The sequence below is a fragment of the Janthinobacterium sp. LPB2021202312-11-4 genome (genome assembly GCF_037049705.1).
Taxonomy (GTDB): Bacteria; Pseudomonadota; Gammaproteobacteria; order Pseudomonadales; family Pseudomonadaceae; genus Aquipseudomonas.
The window spans coordinates 65,008-86,897 of record NZ_JBAGKV010000010.1; the positions used below are offsets into that span (position 1 = coordinate 65,008).

The 21,890-nt window shown below is 60.8% G+C and carries 17 protein-coding genes; all 17 read left to right on the plus strand.

Annotated features, from left to right (window positions below):
- The first annotated feature begins 49 nt into the window (after positions 1-49).
- The 17 genes from hutC (at position 50) to mdoH (ending at position 21,824) form a co-directional block, all read left to right on the plus strand.
- Positions 50-790, plus strand: a complete 741-nt coding sequence (gene hutC, locus V5E99_RS13100; protein WP_499802893.1) for a histidine utilization transcriptional repressor HutC — start codon at positions 50-52, stop codon at positions 788-790.
- Positions 791-800: 10 nt separating this feature from the next.
- On the plus strand, positions 801-1,367 hold the full coding sequence (locus V5E99_RS13105) for a HutD/Ves family protein (protein ID WP_499802801.1): 567 nt from the start codon (positions 801-803) through the stop codon (positions 1,365-1,367).
- Between the two features lie 460 nt (positions 1,368-1,827).
- Positions 1,828-3,531: a urocanate hydratase gene (gene hutU / locus V5E99_RS13110; RefSeq protein ID WP_499802802.1), complete on the plus strand. Its 1,704-nt coding sequence runs from the start codon at positions 1,828-1,830 to the stop codon at positions 3,529-3,531.
- Positions 3,532-3,701: 170 nt separating this feature from the next.
- Complete coding sequence (locus V5E99_RS13115; protein WP_499802803.1) at positions 3,702-5,174, plus strand: purine-cytosine permease family protein; 1,473 nt, start codon at positions 3,702-3,704, stop codon at positions 5,172-5,174.
- 69 nt (positions 5,175-5,243) lie between these two features.
- The gene (locus V5E99_RS13120) at positions 5,244-6,212 is read left to right on the plus strand and encodes an ABC transporter substrate-binding protein (protein ID WP_499802804.1); all 969 of its coding nucleotides are present in this window, start codon (positions 5,244-5,246) and stop codon (positions 6,210-6,212) included.
- A 70-nt stretch (positions 6,213-6,282) separates the two neighbouring features.
- Positions 6,283-7,134, plus strand: coding sequence for an ABC transporter permease (locus V5E99_RS13125; protein WP_201115315.1), 852 nt, complete (start codon positions 6,283-6,285; stop codon positions 7,132-7,134).
- Positions 7,131-7,961 (plus strand): quaternary amine ABC transporter ATP-binding protein, encoded by an 831-nt coding sequence (locus V5E99_RS13130; protein WP_499802805.1) that lies wholly within the window; start codon positions 7,131-7,133, stop codon positions 7,959-7,961. The genes V5E99_RS13125 and V5E99_RS13130 overlap by 4 nt, the downstream gene beginning before the upstream one ends.
- Positions 7,962-8,129: 168 nt before the next feature.
- Positions 8,130-9,653, plus strand: coding sequence for a histidine ammonia-lyase (hutH, locus tag V5E99_RS13135; protein WP_499802806.1), 1,524 nt, complete (start codon positions 8,130-8,132; stop codon positions 9,651-9,653).
- 116 nt (positions 9,654-9,769) lie between these two features.
- Positions 9,770-11,302, plus strand: coding sequence for a histidine ammonia-lyase (gene hutH, locus V5E99_RS13140; protein ID WP_499802807.1), 1,533 nt, complete (start codon positions 9,770-9,772; stop codon positions 11,300-11,302).
- Between the two features lie 101 nt (positions 11,303-11,403).
- Positions 11,404-12,609 (plus strand): imidazolonepropionase, encoded by a 1,206-nt coding sequence (gene hutI, locus V5E99_RS13145; protein WP_499802808.1) that lies wholly within the window; start codon positions 11,404-11,406, stop codon positions 12,607-12,609.
- A 10-nt stretch (positions 12,610-12,619) separates the two neighbouring features.
- Complete coding sequence (gene hutG / locus V5E99_RS13150; RefSeq protein WP_499802809.1) at positions 12,620-13,423, plus strand: N-formylglutamate deformylase; 804 nt, start codon at positions 12,620-12,622, stop codon at positions 13,421-13,423.
- A 215-nt stretch (positions 13,424-13,638) separates the two neighbouring features.
- Positions 13,639-14,586 carry a choline ABC transporter substrate-binding protein gene (locus V5E99_RS13155; RefSeq protein WP_499802810.1) on the plus strand — a complete coding sequence of 316 codons (948 nt, stop codon included), beginning with the start codon at positions 13,639-13,641 and terminating at the stop codon, positions 14,584-14,586.
- Between the two features lie 147 nt (positions 14,587-14,733).
- Entirely contained in the window at positions 14,734-15,651 is a 918-nt protein-coding gene (locus V5E99_RS13160) for an alpha/beta hydrolase (protein WP_499802811.1), read from the plus strand.
- Positions 15,652-15,764: 113 nt separating this feature from the next.
- The gene (gene pip, locus V5E99_RS13165; RefSeq protein WP_499802894.1) at positions 15,765-16,727 is read left to right on the plus strand and encodes a prolyl aminopeptidase; all 963 of its coding nucleotides are present in this window, start codon (positions 15,765-15,767) and stop codon (positions 16,725-16,727) included.
- Positions 16,724-17,161: a D-aminoacyl-tRNA deacylase gene (gene dtd, locus V5E99_RS13170; RefSeq protein WP_499802812.1), complete on the plus strand. Its 438-nt coding sequence runs from the start codon at positions 16,724-16,726 to the stop codon at positions 17,159-17,161. The genes pip and dtd overlap by 4 nt, the downstream gene beginning before the upstream one ends.
- Positions 17,162-17,467: 306 nt before the next feature.
- A complete protein-coding gene (locus V5E99_RS13175; RefSeq protein ID WP_499802813.1) occupies positions 17,468-19,261 on the plus strand; it encodes a glucan biosynthesis protein G in 1,794 nt (597 codons plus the stop codon).
- Entirely contained in the window at positions 19,254-21,824 is a 2,571-nt protein-coding gene (gene mdoH, locus V5E99_RS13180) for a glucans biosynthesis glucosyltransferase MdoH (RefSeq protein ID WP_499802814.1), read from the plus strand. The genes V5E99_RS13175 and mdoH overlap by 8 nt, the downstream gene beginning before the upstream one ends.
- The last annotated feature ends 66 nt before the right edge of the window (positions 21,825-21,890 follow it).

The following is a 21,890-nucleotide window of genomic DNA, read 5'->3' on the forward strand; positions in this document are numbered from 1 at the left end:
AGCCCTCAACAATGAACAAGGATTAACCGTGACCACTCCGTCCGCCACATTGCCGCCGAATGCCAATCTGAGCGCCAATCTGGGCGACAGTCCGGCGCCCTTGTACGCCCGCGTCAAACAGATGATCACCCAGCAAATCGACAGTGGAAACTGGCCGCCGCACTACCGCGTTCCGTCGGAAAGCGAGCTGGTCAATCAACTGGGTTTCAGCCGCATGACCATCAACCGCGCGTTGCGCGAGATGACCGCCGACGGTCTGTTGGTGCGCATGCAGGGTGTCGGCACGTTCGTCGCCGAGCCGAAAAGCCAGTCCGCGCTGTTTGAAGTGCACAACATCGCCGACGAAATCGCCTCCCGTGGTCATCGCCACACTTGCAAGGTCATCACCCTCGAAGAAGAGGCCGCCGGTTCCGAGCGTGCACTGGCGCTGGACATGCGCGAAGGGCAGAAGGTCTTTCACTCGCTGATCGTGCACTTCGAAAACGATATTCCGGTGCAAATCGAAGACCGTTTCGTCAACGCGCTGGTGGCCCCGGAATACCTCAAGCAGGATTTCACCCTGCAAACCCCTTACGCCTACCTGAACCAGGTCGCGCCGCTGACCGAAGGCGAGCACGTGGTCGAGGCGATCCTGGCCGAGGCCAGCGAATGCAAATTGCTGCAGATTGAAAAGGGCGAGCCGTGCCTGCTGATCCGTCGCCGCACCTGGTCCGGCCGCCAGCCAGTGACCGCCGCCCGTTTGATCCACCCCGGTTCCCGTCATCGTCTGGAAGGCCGGTTTCACAAATAGAGAGCCATAAATGAAAACACAGGTTCTACGCGCCAAAGATTACCCACGCATGCCGTGGAAGAACGGCGGCGGCAGCACTGAAGAAATCACCCGGGATGCCGGCACAGGCCTCGATGGTTTCGGCTGGCGTCTGTCGATTGCCGATATTGGTGAGTCGGGCGGGTTCTCGACGTTTGCCGGCTACGAGCGGGTGATCACCGTGCTGCAAGGTGATGGCATGACCTTGCGTGTCGATGGCCAGGACACGCGGCCATTGTTACCGCTGGAGCCGTTTGCGTTCAGTGGTGAGAGCCAGGTTTCGTGCACGTTGCTCGGCGGGCCGATTCGCGATTTCAACCTGATCTATGCGCCGCAGCGTTATAGCGCACGGTTGCAGTGGCTGGACGGCACGCAGCGGTTCTTCAGTTCGGCCGGGACTGTGCTGGTGTTCAGTGTCACCGAGGTGTTGGACGTGAAGGTGGGTAACAACGACGCGCAACTGGGTCGCCATGATTGCCTGCAACTTGATGGTAATGCTGGCCTGCTGGAAGTCTCCAGTACCGGACCGTGCTGTGTGATCGAGCTGATTGCACGCTGATTCAAAATCCCTGAAAGATCGCAGCCTTCGGCAGCTCCTACATTGATCGTGTTCACCGCAAATGACACTGAACCCGTAGGAGCTGCCGAAGGCTGCGATCTTTTTGCTTTTCAACGTTCCCCAATGCGCACCACTTTGTTACCGAACGCCCCAGCGTGGCGCAAAACCCCGCTCAAGTAACAGCCGCTGCCCTCGCGCAAAATCCCCCCGAAAAATTTCATCCGCGTCAAAACCCTTGATCTACAGGCTTTCCGGCCCCTCAAAAACTTTTCTTGAATGCCCATCCAGCAAGTTGGCCGCTTGATTGCATATGCTTGTATGTACAAGTAAAGACGTATGCGTATGAGTCGACCGAGACTCCTCGCAGCGTCCACTGATTCGCTTGTGGCGCAACGATGCGCACAGGCTGGCTTGCCCACTGCCAGGGTTGGTTTGAATTGATCGCTGAGGAGTCTTTTTCGTGACTGACAATACCCAGAAACCTACTACCGCCTCTTTTACAAAGCACCGTGACGTAGAAATCCGCGCCGCACGCGGTAACAAGCTGACCGCCAAGAGCTGGCTGACCGAAGCGCCGCTGCGCATGTTGATGAACAACCTCGACCCGGAAGTTGCCGAAAACCCTAAAGAACTGGTGGTTTACGGTGGTATCGGTCGTGCAGCGCGTAACTGGGAATGCTACGACAAGATCGTCGAAAGCCTGACCAATCTGAATGACGACGAGACCCTGCTGGTGCAATCCGGCAAGCCGGTCGGCGTGTTCAAGACCCACACCAATGCCCCGCGCGTACTGATCGCCAACTCCAACCTGGTGCCACACTGGGCGAGCTGGGAACACTTCAACGAACTCGACGCCAAAGGCCTGGCCATGTACGGCCAGATGACCGCCGGCAGCTGGATCTACATCGGCAGCCAGGGCATCGTCCAGGGCACTTACGAAACCTTCGTCGAAGCCGGTCGCCAACACTACAACGATGACCTGAAAGGTCGTTGGGTCCTGACCGCCGGCCTCGGCGGCATGGGCGGCGCTCAGCCACTGGCTGCAACCCTGGCCGGCGCGTGCTCGCTGAACATCGAATGCCAGCAGGTCAGCATCGATTTCCGTCTGAACAGCCGTTACGTCGACGAGCAAGCCACCGACCTCGACGACGCCCTGGCCCGCATCGCCAAATACACCAAAGAAGGCAAGGCGATTTCCATCGCGCTGTTGGGCAACGCGGCGGAAATCCTGCCGGAACTGGTCAAGCGCGGCGTGCGCCCGGACATGGTCACCGACCAGACCAGCGCCCACGACCCGCTCAACGGTTACCTGCCGGCCGGCTGGACTTGGGAAGAGTACCGCGCTCGCGCCAAGACCGAGCCTGCTGCTGTCGTGAAAGCCGCCAAGCAATCCATGGCCGTGCACGTTAAAGCGATGCTCGAATTCCAGAAAATGGGCATTCCGACTTTCGACTACGGCAACAACATCCGTCAGATGGCCCAGGAAGAAGGCGTGGAAAACGCATTCGACTTCCCTGGCTTCGTACCGGCTTACATTCGTCCGCTGTTCTGCCGTGGCATCGGCCCGTTCCGTTGGGCTGCGCTGTCGGGCAACGCTGAAGACATCTACAAAACCGACGCCAAAGTCAAAGAGCTGATCCCGGACGACGCCCACCTGCACAACTGGCTGGACATGGCCCGCGAGCGCATCAGCTTCCAGGGTCTGCCGGCCCGTATCTGCTGGGTGGGCCTGGGCCTGCGCGCCAAGCTTGGCCTGGCGTTCAACGAAATGGTGCGTAGCGGCGAGTTGTCCGCGCCCATCGTGATCGGTCGCGACCACCTGGACTCCGGTTCGGTCGCCAGCCCGAACCGCGAAACCGAGTCGATGCAGGACGGTTCTGACGCTGTGTCCGACTGGCCATTGCTCAACGCTCTGCTGAACACCGCGAGCGGCGCGACCTGGGTTTCCCTGCACCACGGCGGCGGCGTCGGCATGGGCTTCTCCCAGCACTCGGGCATGGTGATTGTCTGCGACGGTACGGACGAAGCGGCCGAGCGTATCGCTCGCGTGCTGCACAACGACCCGGCGACCGGCGTTATGCGTCACGCCGATGCGGGTTACCAGATCGCCATCGATTGCGCCAAGGAGCAGGGCCTGAACCTGCCGATGATTACCGGTAAATAAAACGGGCTGGCTTAACGCAATACCTGTAGGAGCTGCCGAAGGCTGCGATCTTTTGATCTTGATCTTTAAAAGATCGCAGCCTCGTTTCACTCGACAGCTCCTACGCAGTTCTGACGCAGTTCTGACGAAGCTCTAACTAATACCGACCAACAATCCACAGAGGTTGAATCATGGCTGTTAACAGCGATCGTGCAGGCAGTAAACCGTTGATCGAGAAGCGTTCGATCGACTATATCCCGGAAGCGGAAAGACACGGTCGTCTATTTAGCCAGTTCACCCTGTGGATGGGGGCCAACCTGCAAATCACCGCGATTGTCACCGGGGCCCTGGCCGTGGTGCTGGGCGGTGACGTTTTCTGGTCGTTGATCGGTTTGTTGATCGGTCAACTGCTCGGCGGCGGCGTCATGGCGTTGCATGCGGCGCAAGGGCCCAAGCTTGGCCTGCCGCAGATGATTTCCAGCCGGGTACAGTTCGGCGTGTATGGCGCGGCCATCCCGATCGTGCTGGTCTGCTTGATGTACCTCGGCTTCACCGCAACGGGAACGGTGTTATCCGGTCAGGCGCTGGGCCAGTTGTTTGGTGTCAGCGACAGCTTCGGCATCCTGATTTTCGCCAGTGTCATCGTGCTGGTCACGGTGCTCGGTTATCGGGTGATCCATTGGATCGGCCGTGTTGCCAGTGTCATTGGCGTGATTGCCTTTGTTTATCTGTTCAGCCGTCTGATGAGCCAGGTTGATGTTGGCGCACTGTTGCAAATCCGCCACTTCAGCTGGAGCAGTTTCCTGCTCGCGGTATCGCTCGCGGCGTCCTGGCAGATCGCCTTCGGCCCTTACGTGGCTGACTACTCTCGCTACCTGCCGAGCAATATTTCCTCGGTGAAAACTTTTTTTGCCGCAGGCGCAGGCTCGGTCATTGGTGCGCAGGTCGCGATGGTTCTCGGCGTGTTCGCTGCCGCATCGGCCAACGGCCAATTCGCAGGCCATGAAGTCGCCTACATCGTGGGGCTGGGCGGTACCGGTGCCACCGCTGCGCTGCTGTATTTCAGTATCGCGTTCGGCAAGGTCACCATCTCCACGCTGAACTCCTACGGCAGCTTCATGTGCATTGCGACCATCATCAGCGGTTTCCGTGGTGACCTGAAAGTATCGCGCTTGCAGCGCCTGGTCTTCGTGCTGGTGATTGTGGGTGCTGCGACCCTGATGGCGCTGCTTGGTCAGCACTCGTTCCTTGGTGCGTTCAAGTCCTTCATCCTCTTCCTGCTCGCATTCTTCACGCCATGGAGCGCGATCAACCTGGTGGACTACTACTGCATCACCCGCGAGCGCTATGACGTGCCGGCACTGGCCGATCCAAACGGTCGCTACGGCCGCTGGAACATGCTCGGTATCAGCATCTATGTGTTCGGTGTGCTGGTGCAGTTGCCGTTCATTTCCACCAAGTTCTATACCGGTCCGCTGGTGGCCGCGCTGGGCGATGTGGATATTTCCTGGATCATCGGCCTGGTGGTTCCCGCCGCCCTGTATTACGTGTGTGCCAAAAAATGGCACGGCACCGTGCCCGATCAACTGATTCTGCCGGTCGAGCAGGACAGCGTTGTACAACCTAAAAAAAGCGGGGCCGGTCGCGCAGCGGCGCAGGCCTGACTGGATGTGGACAGGGCTGGATGCCTCTTGACTGCCGTAAGCCAACTCATGATTAGGAGCGTCACAACAATGAAATCGAACAAGACCCTGCTGACCACTTTGCTTTCCATGGGCCTGCTCGCCAGTGCCGGCGCCACTCAGGCCGCCGGTTGGTGCGAGTCGGGTAAACCGGTGAAGTTCGCCGGCCTGAACTGGGAAAGCGCCATGCTGCTGACCGACGTGTTGCAAGTCGTGTTGGAGAAGGGCTACGACTGCAAGACCGACAGCTTGCCAGGCAACTCCATCACCATGGAAAACGCCCTGAGCAGCAATGACATCCAGGTGTTTGCCGAAGAGTGGGTCGGCCGCAGCGAGGTCTGGAACAAGGCCGAGAAGGCCGGAAAAGTCGTTGGTGTCGGCGCGCCGGTGGTCGGTGCCATCGAAGGCTGGTACGTGCCGCGCTACGTGATCGAAGGCGATGCCAAGCGCAAGCTGGAACCCAAGGCGCCAGACCTGAAAAACATCGCCGACCTGGCCAAGTACTCCGCCGTGTTCAAGGATCAGGAAGAACCCTCCAAGGGCCGTTTCTACAACTGCCCGGCCGGTTGGACCTGTGAACTGGACAACAGCGAAATGCTGAAAAGCTACGGTCTGGAAAGCACCTACACCAACTTCCGCCCAGGCACCGGCCCGGCACTGGATGCGGCGGTGCTGTCGAGCTACAAGCGTGGCGAGCCGATCCTGTTCTACTACTGGTCGCCAACGCCGCTGATGGGCCAGGTTGATCTGGTCAAACTCGAAGAGAAGCCAGGCGTGGATAAGAGCGTGACCATCAAGGTCGGCTTGTCCAAGGCTTTCCACGAGCAAGCCCCGGAACTGGTGGCTGTGCTGGAAAAGGTCAACCTGCCGATCGACATCCTCAACCAGAACCTGGGGCGCATGACCAAAGAGCGGATCGAATCGCCAAAACTGGCCAAGATCTTCTTGAAGGAACATCCTGAAGTCTGGCACGCATGGGTGAGCGACGACGCAGCCAAGAAAATCGACGCGGCCTTGTAGGTTGAGCTTCTCCGACTGTCGGCAACGGCAGTCGGACGCTTGATCGCAACCCCTTGATTGAGAGTCTCTTATGTTTCCCGAAAGCTTTACCTTTTCCATCGCCGACTGGGTCAACAGTTGGGTCGATTCGCTGGTCACCAACTACGGCGACGTGTTCCGGCACATCTCCGACACCCTGTTGTGGGCCATCGTCAATCTTGAAGGCTTGCTGCGTGCGGCGCCCTGGTGGCTGATGCTGGCCATCGTGGCGGGCGTGGCCTGGCACGCGACCCGTAAAGTCGTGACCACGGCGGTGATCGTCGGTCTGCTGTTCCTGGTCGGCGCGGTCGGCCTCTGGGACAAGCTGATGCAGACCCTCGCGCTGATGATGGTGGCGACGGTCATTTCGGTGCTGATCGGCATCCCGTTGGGCATTCTCTCGGCCCGCAGCAATCGCCTGCGTTCGGTGCTGATGCCGATGCTCGACATCATGCAAACCATGCCGAGCTTCGTGTACCTGATCCCGGTGCTGATGCTATTCGGCCTGGGCAAAGTCCCGGCGATTTTCGCCACGGTGATCTACGCCGCGCCTCCGCTGATTCGCCTGACCGACCTGGGCATCCGCCAGGTTGACGGTGAAGTGATGGAAGCGATCAACGCCTTCGGTGCCAACCGTTGGCAGCAACTGTTCGGCGTGCAACTGCCGCTGGCCCTGCCGAGCATCATGGCCGGGATCAACCAGACCACCATGATGGCCCTGTCGATGGTGGTGATCGCCTCGATGATCGGTGCCCGTGGCTTGGGCGAAGACGTGTTGGTGGGAATTCAGACCCTCAACGTCGGACGTGGCCTCGAGGCCGGTCTGGCGATCGTGATTCTGGCAGTGGTGATCGACCGCATTACTCAAGCGTATGGTCGGCCACGGCATGAGGTGAGCAAATGAACGACGCAACCGTGAGCAAAATCGAAGTCAAAAACGTCTTCAAGATTTTCGGCAACCGTTCCAAGGACGCGCTGGGCATGATTGGCCAGGGCAAGACCAAGGACCAGGTGCTGGCCGAAACCGGCTGCGTGGTCGGCGTGAACGACTTGTCCCTGAGCATCGGCACCGGCGAGATCTTCGTGATCATGGGCCTGTCGGGTTCCGGCAAATCGACCCTGGTGCGTCACTTCAATCGCCTGATCGACCCGACGAGCGGCGCGATCCTGGTGGACGGCGTGGACATCCTGCAATACGACATGGAAGCCCTGCGCGAATTTCGCCGGCACCGTATCAGCATGGTGTTCCAGAGCTTCGGCCTGCTGCCGCACAAGACCGTGGTGGACAACGTTGCCTACGGCTTGAAAGTGCGTGGCGAGAGCAAGCAAATGTGCTCCGAGCGCGCGCTGCACTGGATCAATACCGTGGGCCTGAAGGGCTACGAAAACAAATACCCGCACCAACTCTCGGGCGGCATGCGTCAACGGGTGGGCCTGGCCCGTGCTTTGGCGGCGGACACCGACATCATCCTGATGGACGAAGCGTTCAGCGCCCTCGATCCGCTGATCCGCGCCGAAATGCAGGACCAGTTGCTGGAACTGCAAAAGACCCTGCACAAGACCATCGTCTTCATCACCCACGACCTCGACGAGGCCGTGCGCATCGGCAACCGCATTGCGATCCTCAAGGATGGGCGGCTGATTCAGGTCGGCACGCCAAGAGAGATCCTGCATTCGCCGGCAGATGAGTATGTCGACCGGTTCGTGCAGCGGCGGGCGGCGGTGGTTTAAAGAGATTTGCGGTGTCCGTGAGGGCCCCTTCGCGGGCAAGCCTCGCTCCTACAGGTTGTGTGTTGTGGCCCAGTCCTTGGCACTCCCCAATCCCGTAGGAGCGAGGCTTGCCCGCGAAGAGGCCGGTAAAGCTGCATCAATATTCAAGTGGTACGCACGAGGTCAATGATGTCCCAGGCTGAAAAAATCGTTATCGCCGACGCGCCGCTGCGTTGGCAGGATGTGGTCGCGGTCGCCCGTCATGGTGCGCAGCTTGAGCTGTCGCCTCAGACCTGGGCGCGCATCGACAACGCCCAGGCCATCGTCCAGCGCATCGTCGCCAGCGGCGAACGGGCCTATGGCGTCAACACCGGCCTCGGCGCCTTGTGCAACGTCTCGCTCAAAGACGAACAACTCAGCCAGTTGTCGCGCAACACCTTGCTCAGCCATGCCTGTGGCGTCGGCGCGCCATTGGCCGACGAACAGACCCGCGCGATCATTTGCGCCGCCATTCGCAACTACAGCCACGGCAACTCCGGCATTCATCGCCGCGTCGTCGAAGGCCTGCTGGCGCTGCTTAATCGCGGCATCACCCCGCAAGTGCCGTCCCAGGGGTCGGTGGGTTACCTGACCCACATGGCCCACGTCAGCATCGCGTTGTTGGGCGTCGGCAATGTCAGCTATCGCGGGCAGATTGTTCCGGCGCAACAAGCCCTGGCCGAGGAAGGCCTGGAGCCGGTTCAGCTCGGCGCCAAGGACGGGTTGTGCCTGGTCAACGGTACGCCGTGCATGACCGGCCTCAGTTGCCTGGCCCTGGCCGACGCGACGCGCCTGGTGCAATGGGCCGATGTGATCGGCGCCATGAGTTTCGAAGCCCAGCGTGGTCAGATCGCCGCGTTCGATGCCGAAATCATCGCGCTCAAACCGCACCCGGGCATGCAGCAAGTCGGCATCAATTTGCGGGCGTTGCTCGATGGCAGTGAAGTGATTGCCTCGAGCAAAGGCATTCGTACTCAGGATGCCCTGAGCATCCGTTCGATCCCGCAGGTTCACGGCGCCGCTCGCGATCAACTGGAGCACGCCCGGAAGCAGATCGAAACCGAACTCAACTCGGTCACCGACAACCCGATGCTGCTGGGCACGCCGGACAACTATCGCGTGATGTCCCAGGCCAACCCCCACGGACAATCCGTGGCCATGGCGGCGGATTTGCTGGCAATCGCCATGGCCGAAATCGGCTCCATCGCCGAGCGGCGCCTGGACCGTTTGATCAACCCCCACGTCAGCGGTTTGCCGGCATTTCTGGTGGCCAATCCGGGGGTTAACTCCGGGATGATGATCGTCCAGTATGTCGCCGCGTCGTTGTGTGCGGAAAACCGCCAATTGGCGCAACCGGCGGTGCTCGACAACTATGTCACTTCGGGCCTGCAGGAAGACCATTTGAGCCTGGGCACCAACGCCGCGCTGAAGCTGCATCGCGCATTGGAAAACTGCACGCAAATCCTCGCCATCGAGTATCTGTTGGCCGCCCAGGCGTTTGAATTTTTGAAAGAGCAGCGTTTTGGCGCGGGCACCGATGCGGCGTGGCGTCTGCTGCGCGAACGCGTCCCGGCTTACGACCAGGACCGTTGGTTGGCGCCGGACATCGCCGCTGCTGCCAGCGTGTTGAAAGACCCGATTTTGCTGCACAAGGCTTTACCCAGCCTCAACTGATTTCTACACAAAAACCAGCGTGCCAAGGCGCGTCTCTCCAAAAGCGAGACGCGACGGACAACGGATATCTCCGGAGCGACTGGTGAGTTCATAACAACTCTCCAAAGGAGCACAAAATGACTGCGCTTAACCTTGTTCCCGGCCAACTGAGCCTTGCCCAACTGCGTGATATCTATCAGCACCCGGTCAAAATCACCCTCGACAACAGCGCTTCGGCGCAGATTGAGGCCAGCGTTGCCTGCGTGGAGCAGATCCTCGCCGAGAACCGCACCGCTTACGGCATCAACACCGGTTTCGGCCTGCTGGCCTCGACCCGCATCGCCAGCGAAGACCTGGAAAACCTCCAGCGCTCCTTGGTGCTGTCCCACGCCGCCGGTGTCGGCGAGCCGATCAGCGACGCGTTGGTACGGCTGGTCATGGTGCTCAAGGTCAACAGCCTGAGCCGTGGTTTCTCCGGCATCCGTCGCGTAGTGATCGACGCGCTGATCGCCCTGATCAACGCCGAGGTGTACCCGCACATTCCATTGAAAGGTTCGGTCGGCGCCTCCGGTGACCTCGCGCCTTTGGCCCACATGTCCCTGGTGCTGCTGGGCGAAGGCAAGGCGCGCTACAAAGGCGAGTGGATGGAAGCGACCGAAGCGCTGAAAGTCGCCGGTCTGACCCCGCTGACCCTCGCGGCGAAAGAAGGCCTGGCGTTGCTCAACGGCACCCAGGTTTCCACCGCTTACGCACTGCGCGGTTTGTTTGAAGGCGAAGACCTGTTCGCCGGCGCCCTGGCCATCGGTGGCCTGACGGTTGAAGCGGTGTTGGGCTCGCGCTCGCCGTTCGATGCACGCATCCACGCTGCCCGTGGCCAGAAAGGCCAGATCGACGCTGCCGCCGCTTACCGCGATTTGCTCGGCGAGCGCAGTGAAGTGTCCGACTCCCACGAAAACTGCGAAAAGGTTCAGGACCCGTACTCCCTGCGCTGCCAGCCGCAAGTCATGGGCGCCTGCCTGACCCAGTTCCGTCAAGCCGCTGAAGTGTTGGCCGTCGAAGCCAACGCCGTCTCCGACAACCCATTGGTCTTCGCCGCTGAAGGCGACGTGATCTCCGGCGGTAACTTCCACGCCGAGCCAGTGGCCATGGCCGCTGACAACATGGCGTTGGCCATCGCCGAAATCGGTTCCCTGAGCGAACGCCGTATCTCGCTGATGATGGACAAACACATGTCGCAACTGCCGCCGTTCCTGGTGGCCAATGGCGGCGTGAACTCGGGCTTCATGATCGCCCAGGTGACTGCGGCCGCACTGGCCAGCGAGAACAAGGCGTTGTCCCATCCGCATTCGGTGGACAGTTTGCCGACTTCCGCCAACCAGGAAGACCATGTGTCCATGGCTCCGGCGGCGGGCAAGCGTCTGTGGGAAATGGCCGAAAACACCCGTGGCGTGCTGGCGGTGGAATGGCTGGCGGCGTGCCAGGGCCTGGACCTGCGTGAGGGCCTGAAAACCTCGACGAAACTGGAAAAGGCGCGGGGCATTCTGCGCGCAGAAGTGCCGTTCTATGAGAAGGACCGGTTCTTCGCGCCGGACATCAATGCCGCGACCGAGCTGTTGGCGACCCGTTGCCTGAATGAGCTGGTGTCGGCGAAGTTGCTGCCGAGCCTTTAATGGCCTCTTCGCGAGCAAGCCCGCTCCCCCATTGGATTGCGTAAACCCTGTGGGAGCGGGCTTGCTCGCGAATCGATTTTGAACATTGTGGAGACTAAGGGATGAAAACCCTCTGGCAACACTGCCACGTCGCAACCATGGCGCAAGGCGTCTACTCGATCATCGAGGATGCGGCCATCGTGACGTCCGGTGCGTTGATTGAGTGGATCGGCCCGCGCAGCGAACTGCCGTCCGGCGACTACCCGGCCGTCAACGATTTGAAAGGGGCCTGGGTCACCCCGGGCCTGATCGACTGCCACACCCACACGGTGTTCGGCGGTAACCGCAGCGGTGAATTCGAACAGCGCCTGCAAGGCGTCAGCTATTCCGAAATCGCCGCTGCCGGTGGTGGCATCGCCAGCACCGTGCGCGCGACCCGCGCCGCCACTGAAGACGAGCTGTTCGCCAGCGCCGCCAAGCGTCTGAAAAGCCTGCTGCGCGATGGCGTGACCACGGTCGAGATGAAATCCGGTTACGGACTGGACCTGGCCAGCGAGCGCAAAATCCTGCGGGTCATCCGTCGCCTCGGCGCCGAGCTGCCGGTCAGCGTGCGTAGCACGTGTCTGGCGGCCCACGCCTTGCCGCCGGAGTACAAAGATCGCGCCGACGACTACATCGAGCACATCTGCGCCGAGATGCTGCCGGCCCTGGCCGCCGAAGGCTTGGTGGATGCGGTAGACGCGTTCTGCGAATACCTGGCGTTCTCGCCAGCGCAAGTCGAGCGGGTGTTTATCACCGCGCAGCAACTTGGTTTGCCGGTGAAACTGCACGCTGAGCAATTGTCGTCGCTGCACGGTTCGAGCCTGGCGGCGCGTTATCACGCACTGTCCGCCGATCACCTGGAATTCATGGACGAAGCCGACGCCATCGCCATGGCCGCGTCCGGCACCGTCGCGGTGCTGCTGCCGGGTGCGTTCTACTTCCTGCGGGAAACCCAGTTGCCACCGATGGAGGCCCTGCGCAAACACGGGGTGAAAATCGCCATCGCCAGTGACCTCAACCCCGGCACTTCGCCGGCACTGTCGTTGCGCTTGATGCTGAACATGGCCTGCACCTGTTTCCGCATGACCCCGGAAGAAGCCCTGGCCGGCGCCACGATTCACGCCGCCACGGCGCTGGGCATGGCTGAAACTCATGGGTCGCTGGAAGTCGGCAAGGTCGCGGATTTCGTGGCGTGGCAAATCGATCGTCCCGCCGACCTGTCGTACTGGCTGGGCGGTGACCTGGAGAAACGCGTCGTGCGTCACGGCGTCGAAACAAGCGTTTAGGAGAGCAGTTGTGGATAAGGTTCTGAACTTCAAACAAGGCCGCGTGCCGCTGCTGATCAGCATGCCCCACGCCGGTTTGCGCCTGACCCCGGCGGTCGAGGCCGGGTTGATCCCCGACGCACGCAGCCTGCCGGACACCGACTGGCACATTCCGCAGCTGTACGAATTCGCGGTTGAACTGGGCGCCAGCACCCTGGCCGCCGAGTATTCGCGGTTTGTCATCGACCTGAACCGACCGTCCGACGACAAACCGCTGTATGTCGGCGCCACCACGGGCCTGTACCCGGCGACGTTGTTCGACGGTATTCCACTGTTCCAGGAAGGTCTGGAACCGTCGGCGGCCGAGCGCGCGACCTATCTGGAACAGGTCTGGACGCCGTATCACAGCACCTTGCAGAACGAACTGGCGCGACTCAAAGCCGAATTCGGCTACGCGTTGTTGTTCGACGCGCATTCGATCCGTTCGATCATCCCGCACCTGTTCGACGGCAAACTGCCGGACTTCAACCTCGGCACCTTCAACGGCGCCAGTTGCGATCCACAATTGGCCACGCAACTGGAAGCGATCTGCGCCCGGCACACCGATTACAGCCATGTGCTGAACGGCCGCTTCAAGGGCGGCCACATCACCCGGCATTACGGTAACCCGGCGGAGAATATCCACGCGGTGCAACTGGAGCTGGGGCAGTGCACGTACATGGAAGAGTTTGAGCCGTTCCGTTATCGACCGGATTTGGCTGGGCCGACGCAAGTGGTGCTCAAGGAGTTGCTGCAAGGGTTGTTGGCTTGGGGTCAGAAGCACTACGGGGCTTAAGATCAAAAGATCGCAGCCTTCGGCAGCTCCTACATGGGATGCGTACACCCTGTAGGAGCTGCCGAAGGCTGCGATCTTTTTTGGCGCTGTCGCCACCGTGCAAATCTCGGTCGCCACAGTTCGCTTTTACCCGCTCGACGCTGCGTAATGTTCTGGGCACGGTGCATAAAGACACCGACCCCCACAATAATCCGCTGCCGCACGAGATCCCTCCGATGAAAAGACTGTTCACCCGCTGTCTCTCAATCCTCTGCGGCACCGCTCTGTTGAGCACCACGGCCCTGGCCAGTGAAGATGCGTCCTGCAAAGCCGTGCGCATGGGGGTGGTCAACTGGACCGACGTGATCGCCACCAGCGGCATGGCCGATGTGTTGCTCAATGGTCTGGGTTACGAAAGCAAGCAAACCAGCGCCGTGCAGCAGATCATCTTCGCCGGCATCCGCGACAAGCGCCTCGACATCTTCCTCGGTTACTGGAAACCGGCGATGGACAAGAACATCGCCCCGTTCGTTGCCGCCAACCAAGTCAAGGTCATGGAAAAACCAAGCCTGGCCGACGCCCAGGCCACCCTCGCCGTGCCGGACTATGTGGCCGACGCCGGCCTGAAAACCTTTGCCGATATTGCCAAGTTCAAAGACAAGCTCGGCGGCAAGATCTACGGCATCGAGCCGGGCAGCGGCGCCAACACCACGATCAAGACCATGATCGAAACCAACCACTTCGGCCTGAAGGATTTCAAACTGATCGAGTCCGGTGAGGCCGGCATGCTCGCCGCCGTACAACGGGCGGTGAACCGCAAGGAGTTCGTGGTGTTCGTCGGCTGGACCCCGCACCCGATGAACATCAACATGAAGATCGCCTACCTGACCGGCAGCGAGGACGTCTACGGCCCGAACGAAGGTGCAGCGACCGTCTCCACCGTTACCGCCCCGGACTACGCCGAACGCTGCCCGAACGTAACTCGTCTGCTGCAGAACCTGACGTTCACCGCGTCCCAGGAAAGCCAGTTGATGGTGCCGATCATGGAGCGCAAAACCCCTCAGGACGTGGCCAAGGCTTGGCTGCGTGATCATCCCGAAGACCTTCAGCGCTGGCTGGCCGGGGTCAGCAGTGTGGATGGCAAGGATGGCGTGGCCACCGTTCAGGCCAGCCTGAAAAACTGACCTCAGACACACATCCGGTGGGAGCGGGCTTGCTCGCGAAAGCGGTGTGTCAGTTGACATTAATGTGCCTGACACGACGCCTTCGCGAGCAAGCCCGCTCCCACAGGGGGGGCTCATTTACATCCATCATTTTTGATCGGCAGACCCATGGCGCCTTATCTCCTCACAGATGAAATGTCAGCCTTCGTCGCGAAAACCCTCGGTTTCAGTAGCGCCGATAGCAGCCTTAGCGGCTTGCGCCAGGCCTACAGCGAGATGTGCCGGGCGTTTACCCCGCCACGTCCCGCCGGGCTGGAGGTCACTGACTTCACGCTATCGGGCGTGGCGGTGCGTTCCTATCGTCCGCCCGTGACACCAGCGGCCAGCGGCTGGCCATGCATTTTGTATTTGCACGGCGGTGGCTGGGTGGTGGGGGATCTCGATTCCCATGACTTCATCTGCGCTGAACTCGCCGCGACGTTGGGGGCGATGGTGGTGGCCGTGGATTATCGGTTGGCGCCGGAGCATCCGTTCCCGGCCGGGTTCGATGATTGCCTGAAGGTCTGGCGAGCGCTGCGTTCGGGGCCGTTCTGGTTTGATCCCGCGCACATGCTCGTGGCCGGGGACAGCGCCGGCGGCAACCTGGCCGCCGCGTTATGTTTGGCCTTGCGCGATGCGGGCGAGCCGCTGCCGACCGCCCAGGTGCTGATTTATCCGGGGCTGGGCGGCGATCATCAGTTGCCGTCACGCAGCGAATGCGCGGATGCGCCATTACTCAGCAGCAGCGATGTGGATTGTTATCACGCGCTCTATTTGAGTGGCGCCGGACAACCGACCGCCTATGCCATGCCTTTGCTCGCCGAGGATTTCAGCGGTTTGCCACCGGCGTGGGTCGCCGTGGCGCAATTCGACCCGTTGCGCGATGACGGTGTGCGTTATGCCGAGCGACTCAACGCCGCCGGTGTGAGCGCGACGCTGTACGACGGGGAAGGGCTGGTTCACGGTTGTTTGCGGGCGCGCGGGCAGGTCGCCGAGGTCGACCGACTCTATGAAAACCTGTTCGGGTTTCTGGCTGACAGGCTCTGACGCTGCAAGGGCATGCTCATTGACGTAATTCGGGTTTATGATGCCGGACGGCAGAATAATTGAAGTCCCCACAGGGATGACCTCGACCCCTTACGGAGCGTGCAATGCAGACTTTGTACCCGCAGATCAAACCCTACGCCCGGCACGATCTGGCCGTCGATAAAACCCACACGCTGTACGTCGACGAAAGCGGTTCACCGGAAGGTTTGCCGGTGGTGTTCATCCACGGCGGCCCCGGCGCCGGGTGTGATGCGCAGAGCCGTCGCTATTTCGATCCCAATCTGTATCGCATTGTTACCTTCGACCAGCGCGGTTGCGGTCGCTCCACGCCCCACGCCAACCTTGAAAACAACACCACCTGGGATCTGGTCGCCGACCTTGAGCGGATTCGCAAACACCTGAACATCGAAAAATGGGTGTTGTTCGGCGGCTCCTGGGGTTCGACCCTGGCGCTGGCCTACGCGCAAACCCATCCGGAGCGCGTCCACGGTCTGATCCTGCGTGGGATCTTTCTCTGCCGTCCGCAGGAAATCGAGTGGTTCTACCAGGCTGGCGCCAGCCGTTTGTTCCCCGACTACTGGCAGGACTACATCGCGCCGATCCCGCTGGACGAGCGCGGCGACTTGCTCACCGCGTTCCACAAGCGCCTGACCGGTAACGACCAGATCGCCCAGATGCACGCGGCCAAAGCCTGGTCCACCTGGGAAGGCCGGACCGCGACCCTGCGGCCGAACCCGCTGGTGGTCGATCGCTTCTCCGAGCCGCAACGGGCGCTGTCGATTGCCCGCATCGAGTGCCATTACTTCACCAACAACGCCTTCCTTGAGCCGAACCAGCTGATTCGCGACATGGGCAAGATCGCCCATTTGCCGGGTGTGATCGTTCACGGTCGTTACGATGTCATCTGCCCGCTGGACAATGCCTGGGAACTGCACCAGAACTGGCCGAACAGCGAGCTGCAAGTGATCCGCGATGCCGGTCACGCCGCGTCCGAACCGGGCATCACCGATGCCCTGGTACGTGCCGCTGGTCAGATGGCTCGGCGCTTGCTTGATCTGCCGCCTGAAGAAGCATGAAGGGCCTGCTGCAACGCGTGCGTGGCGCGCGAGTCGAGGTGGCGGGGCAGGTGGTTGGCGCGGTAGACCAGGGTTTGCTGGTACTGGTGGCGGTCGAGCCCGAGGACACTCGGGCCAGCGCCGACAAACTTCTGCATAAGCTGCTTAACTATCGTGTATTCAGCGACGCCGAGGGCAAGATGAATTTGTCCCTGGCGGATGTTGGCGGTGGGTTGCTGTTGGTCTCGCAGTTCACCCTGGCCGCCGACACCAAGAGCGGGTTGCGTCCGAGTTTTTCGACGGCGGCGCCGCCGGCCCTTGGCGAAGAACTTTTCGACTATCTATTAGGCAAAGCGAAACAGGTGCATGGCACTGTGGCATCAGGTAGATTCGGCGCGGACATGCAGGTGCACTTGGTCAATGATGGCCCGGTAACCTTCCTGTTACAGACCTGACGTCGCTTGAAACACCTTTTTAAGGGCATTTCGACTGAAAACAGGGGTTTTTCGCGATAAATACTTTGTTACCCCTGATGCGTTGTAACGCGGCCTACTAGATAATCGCGCGCTACGGGGATCAGCGTTCGTTGGTCCATTTTGACTTAGGTAGAGACTTGCCCGGAGCCTGTTGGGGAATCATTTAGCCCCATAGGAGTCGGAACAATGCTCGCCAACCTGGCATATAGATAGCTGGCCGTTGGTTTTTTGATCTGTTTTCGGCGAGGGTTGCTCGTGATTGTTAGTCCCTGTAATGCACCAAATTTGTCTGCCAAACGGTTCCGAAGCGCTCTGGTAGCGGGCTCTGCACTGCTCTGCCTGCTCAGCGCCGGCCAGCTTTGGGCATTCAATCTGGATGATGTGTCGGTCAAGGCGAAAGAGCTGGCCGCGCAGAAATACGAAGCTCCGCGCAGTAACCTGCCGAACGAATTCCGCGAGATGAAATTCGCGGACTATCAAAAAATTCGTTTCCGCACCGAAAAAGCCGAGTGGGCCGATCAGAAAACCCCGTTCAAGCTTTCGTTCTATCACCAGGGCATGCACTTCGACACCCCGGTGAAAATCAACGAAATCACGGCCAATACCGTCGAAGAGATCAAGTACGACCCAAGTCGTTTCGATTTCGGCGACGTGAAATTTGATCCTAAAGCCACCGAACAACTGGGATATGCCGGTTTCCGTGTGCTGTACCCGATCAACAAGGCCGACAAGCAAGACGAGATCATGACCATGCTCGGCGCGAGTTACTTCCGCGTTGTCGGCAAAGGTCACACCTATGGCTTGTCCGCTCGCGGCATGGCCATCGATACCGCATTGCCGTCCGGCGAAGAATTCCCGCGTTTCACCGAGTTCTGGATTCAACAGCCAAAACCGGGTGACAAGCACCTGGTGATCTTCGCGCTGCTGGATTCGCCGCGTGCCACCGGTGCCTATCGCCTGACCCTGCGTCCGGGCAGCGACACCGTGGTCGACGTCAAGGCCAAGATGTTCCTGCGTGACAAAGTCACCAAGCTTGGCGTTGCGCCGCTGACCAGCATGTTCCTGTTCGGCGCCAACCAGCCGTCGAAAGTGCTCAACTATCGTCGCGAACTGCACGACTCCAGCGGTCTGTCGATCCATGCCGGCAACGGCGAGTGGATCTGGCGTCCGCTGAACAACCCGAAACACCTGGCGGTGAGCAACTTCTCCATCGAGAACCCGCGCGGCTTCGGCTTGTTGCAACGTGGCCGTGACTTCAGCCACTACGAAGACCTCGACGACCGCTACGACAAACGCCCAAGTGCCTGGATCGAGCCAAAAGGCGATTGGGGCAAGGGTTCTGTAGACCTGGTGGAAATTCCGACCGCTGACGAAACCAACGACAACATCGTTGCTTTCTGGAGCCCGGAAAAACTGCCGGAGCCAGGCCAGCCGCTCGATGTTGCCTATCGCATGCACTGGACCATCGACGAAGCCGCGATCCACGCCCCGGACAGTGCCTGGGTTAAACAAACCCTGCGTTCTACCGGCGACGTCAAGCAGTCGAACCTGATCCGTCAGCCCGATGGCAGCGTTGCCTATCTGGTGGACTTCGAAGGCCCGTCCCTGGCTGCATTGCCGGAAACCGCCGATGTGCGCAGCCAGGTCAGCGTTGGCGACAATGCCGAACTGGTCGAAAACAGCGTGCGTTACAACCCTGAAACCAAGGGCTGGCGCCTGACCCTGCGCATGAAGATCAAAGACGCGGGCAAATCCACCGAGATGCGCGCGGCTCTGGTCGAGAACATCGTGCCTGAGGACCTGGCCAAGTCTTCGATTCCAGCCTCCAATTCTTCTGTTGCCAAGGCCGACAAGGTCGCCGCCAAGCAACAAGAGAAAACCGACAAGGAAGCCAAGGACGCCAAGCAAGCCGAAGGCAAACAAGCCGACGCCAAGCCCGCTGCCGATGCCAAGAACAAGGACAACAAAGACGCCAAGCAGCCTGCTGCTGCGGACGCGGCCCCAGCCACACCGGATTCGGCGGCGACTGAAGAAGTCCTGACCGAGACCTGGAGCTACCAGTTGCCTGCCGATGAGTAATTCTCAAGTACGGCCAGAGACTCTGTCGGAGTATCTGGCGCATCTACCGATGACCGACGAGCAGCGCGCGGAACTCGCGGGCTGCCAGTCCTTCAGTGAACTGCACCAGCGTCTGTCGTCCTCGACGTTCGACGCGCCGACCGAGGCCGCCCAGGCTTCGGTGGGCAAGCGCCTGCTGCTGAACAGTGCCGAAGAGCTCGAAGAAGCGGAGATGCTGGCGGTTGACGCCAGTGGGCGTGTCGTCCTCAAGGCGACCCCGCCGATTCGCCGGACCAAAGTCGTGCCGGAGCCATGGCGCACCAACATTCTGGTGCGCGGCTGGCGCCGGATGACCGGTCGCACCAATCCGCCGGCCCCGCCGAAGGATGAACGCGTGTTGCCGGCGGCTCGCTGGCGCACCGTGGGTTCGATCCGTCGCTACATCCTGTTGGTGTTGATGCTCGGCCAGACCATCGTGGCCGGTTGGTACATGAAAGGCATCATGCCGTACCAGGGCTGGTCGTTCGTCGACCTCAACGAAGTGCTGCACCAATCGCTACTGCAAACCGCCACCCAAGTGCTGCCGTATGCGCTGCAAACCAGCATCCTGATTCTGTTCGGGATTCTGTTCTGCTGGGTCTCGGCTGGTTTCTGGACCGCGCTGATGGGCTTCCTCGAGTTGCTCACCGGCCACGATAAATACCGTATCTCCGGTAAAAGCGCCGGTAACGAGCCGATTGCCAAGGACGCACGCACCGCACTGGTGATGCCGATCTGCAACGAAGACGTGCCGCGTGTATTCGCCGGTCTGCGGGCGACCTTCGAGTCGGTCGCGGCCACGGGTGACCTGGACCGTTTCGACTTCTTCGTCCTAAGCGACAGTAACGAAACCGATATCTGCGTGGCCGAGCAACAGGCCTGGCTGGACGTCTGCCGTGAAGCCAAGGGCTTCGGCAAGATCTTCTATCGCCGCCGCCGCCGCCGCGTCAAACGTAAAAGCGGCAACCTCGACGACTTCTGCCGTCGCTGGGGCGGTGACTACAAGTACATGGTCGTGCTCGACGCGGACTCCGTGATGAGCGGCGAATGCCTGACCAGTCTGGTGCGCTTGATGGAAGCCACGCCGGACGCCGGGATCATCCAGACCGCGCCACGGGCGTCGGGCATGGACACCCTTTATGCGCGCATGCAGCAGTTTGCGACCCGTGTTTACGGTCCGCTGTTCACCGCCGGCCTGCACTTCTGGCAGTTGGGTGAATCCCACTACTGGGGCCACAACGCGATCATCCGCATGAAGCCGTTTATCGAGCACTGCGCCCTGGCGCCGTTGCCGGGTAAAGGTGCGTTTGCGGGTGCGATTCTGTCCCACGACTTCGTCGAAGCCGCGCTGATGCGCCGTGCCGGTTGGGGCGTGTGGATTGCCTACGATTTGCCGGGCAGCTACGAAGAACTGCCGCCGAACCTGTTGGACGAACTCAAGCGTGACCGTCGCTGGTGCCACGGTAACCTGATGAACTTCCGCCTGTTCCTGGTCAAGGGCATGCACCCGGTGCACCGTGCGGTGTTCCTGACCGGCGTGATGTCGTACCTGTCGGCGCCGTTGTGGTTCTTCTTCCTGGTGTTGTCCACGGCGCTGCTGGCGGTGAACACGCTGATGGAGCCGCAGTACTTCATGGAGCCGCGACAGCTTTATCCGCTGTGGCCGCAATGGCATCCGGACAAAGCCGTGGCGTTGTTCTCGACGACCATCGTGCTGCTGTTCCTGCCGAAGCTGTTGAGCATCATCCTGATCTGGGCCAAGGGCGCGAAAGAGTTCGGTGGCAAGTTCAAGGTGACCTTCTCGATGCTGCTGGAGATGCTGTTCTCCATGCTGCTGGCGCCGGTGCGGATGATTTTCCACACCCGTTTCGTACTCGCCGCGTTCCTCGGCTGGGCTGCGACCTGGAACTCGCCGCAACGTGACGACGACTCCACGCCATGGAGCGAAGCGGTCAAGCGTCACGGTCCGCAAACCGTGCTGGGCTTCTTCTGGGCCTTGCTGGTGATCTGGCTGAACCCAAGCTTCCTTTGGTGGCTGGTGCCGATCGTCGGTTCGCTGATGCTGTCGATCCCGGTGTCGGTGATCTCCAGCCGTGTTGGCTTGGGCCTCAAGTCCCGTGACGAGAGCCTGTTCCTGATCCCTGAGGAATACAATCCGCCACAGGCGTTGCTGGCGACCGACCAGTACACCCACGAAAACCGGTATCACCAGTTGAAAGACGGCTTCATCCGGGCCGTGGTCGATCCACAGCAGAACGCTTTGGCGTGCTCGCTGGCGACGTCCCGTCACGGTCAGGCCGAGCCGATCGAGTGGCTGCGCGTCGAGCGCGTTCGCCATGCGTTGAAGGTCGGGCCTGCCGGGCTGAACAACCATGAGCGCCTGCAACTGCTGAGTGACCCGGTCGCCCTGGCTCGCCTGCATGAGCAGGTCTGGAGCGAAGGCCACGCCGAGTGGCTGGACGCCTGGCGCAAATCGGTGAAAGCCGATCCCCATGCGCCACTGCTGCCGCTTAAACCATTGAGTGCTCAGCCTCAGTTGGCATGATGAAAGCCCCCGCTTCCTTGTGACGCGGGGGGACGCTTTAAAAGATCGCAGCCTTCGGCAGCTCCT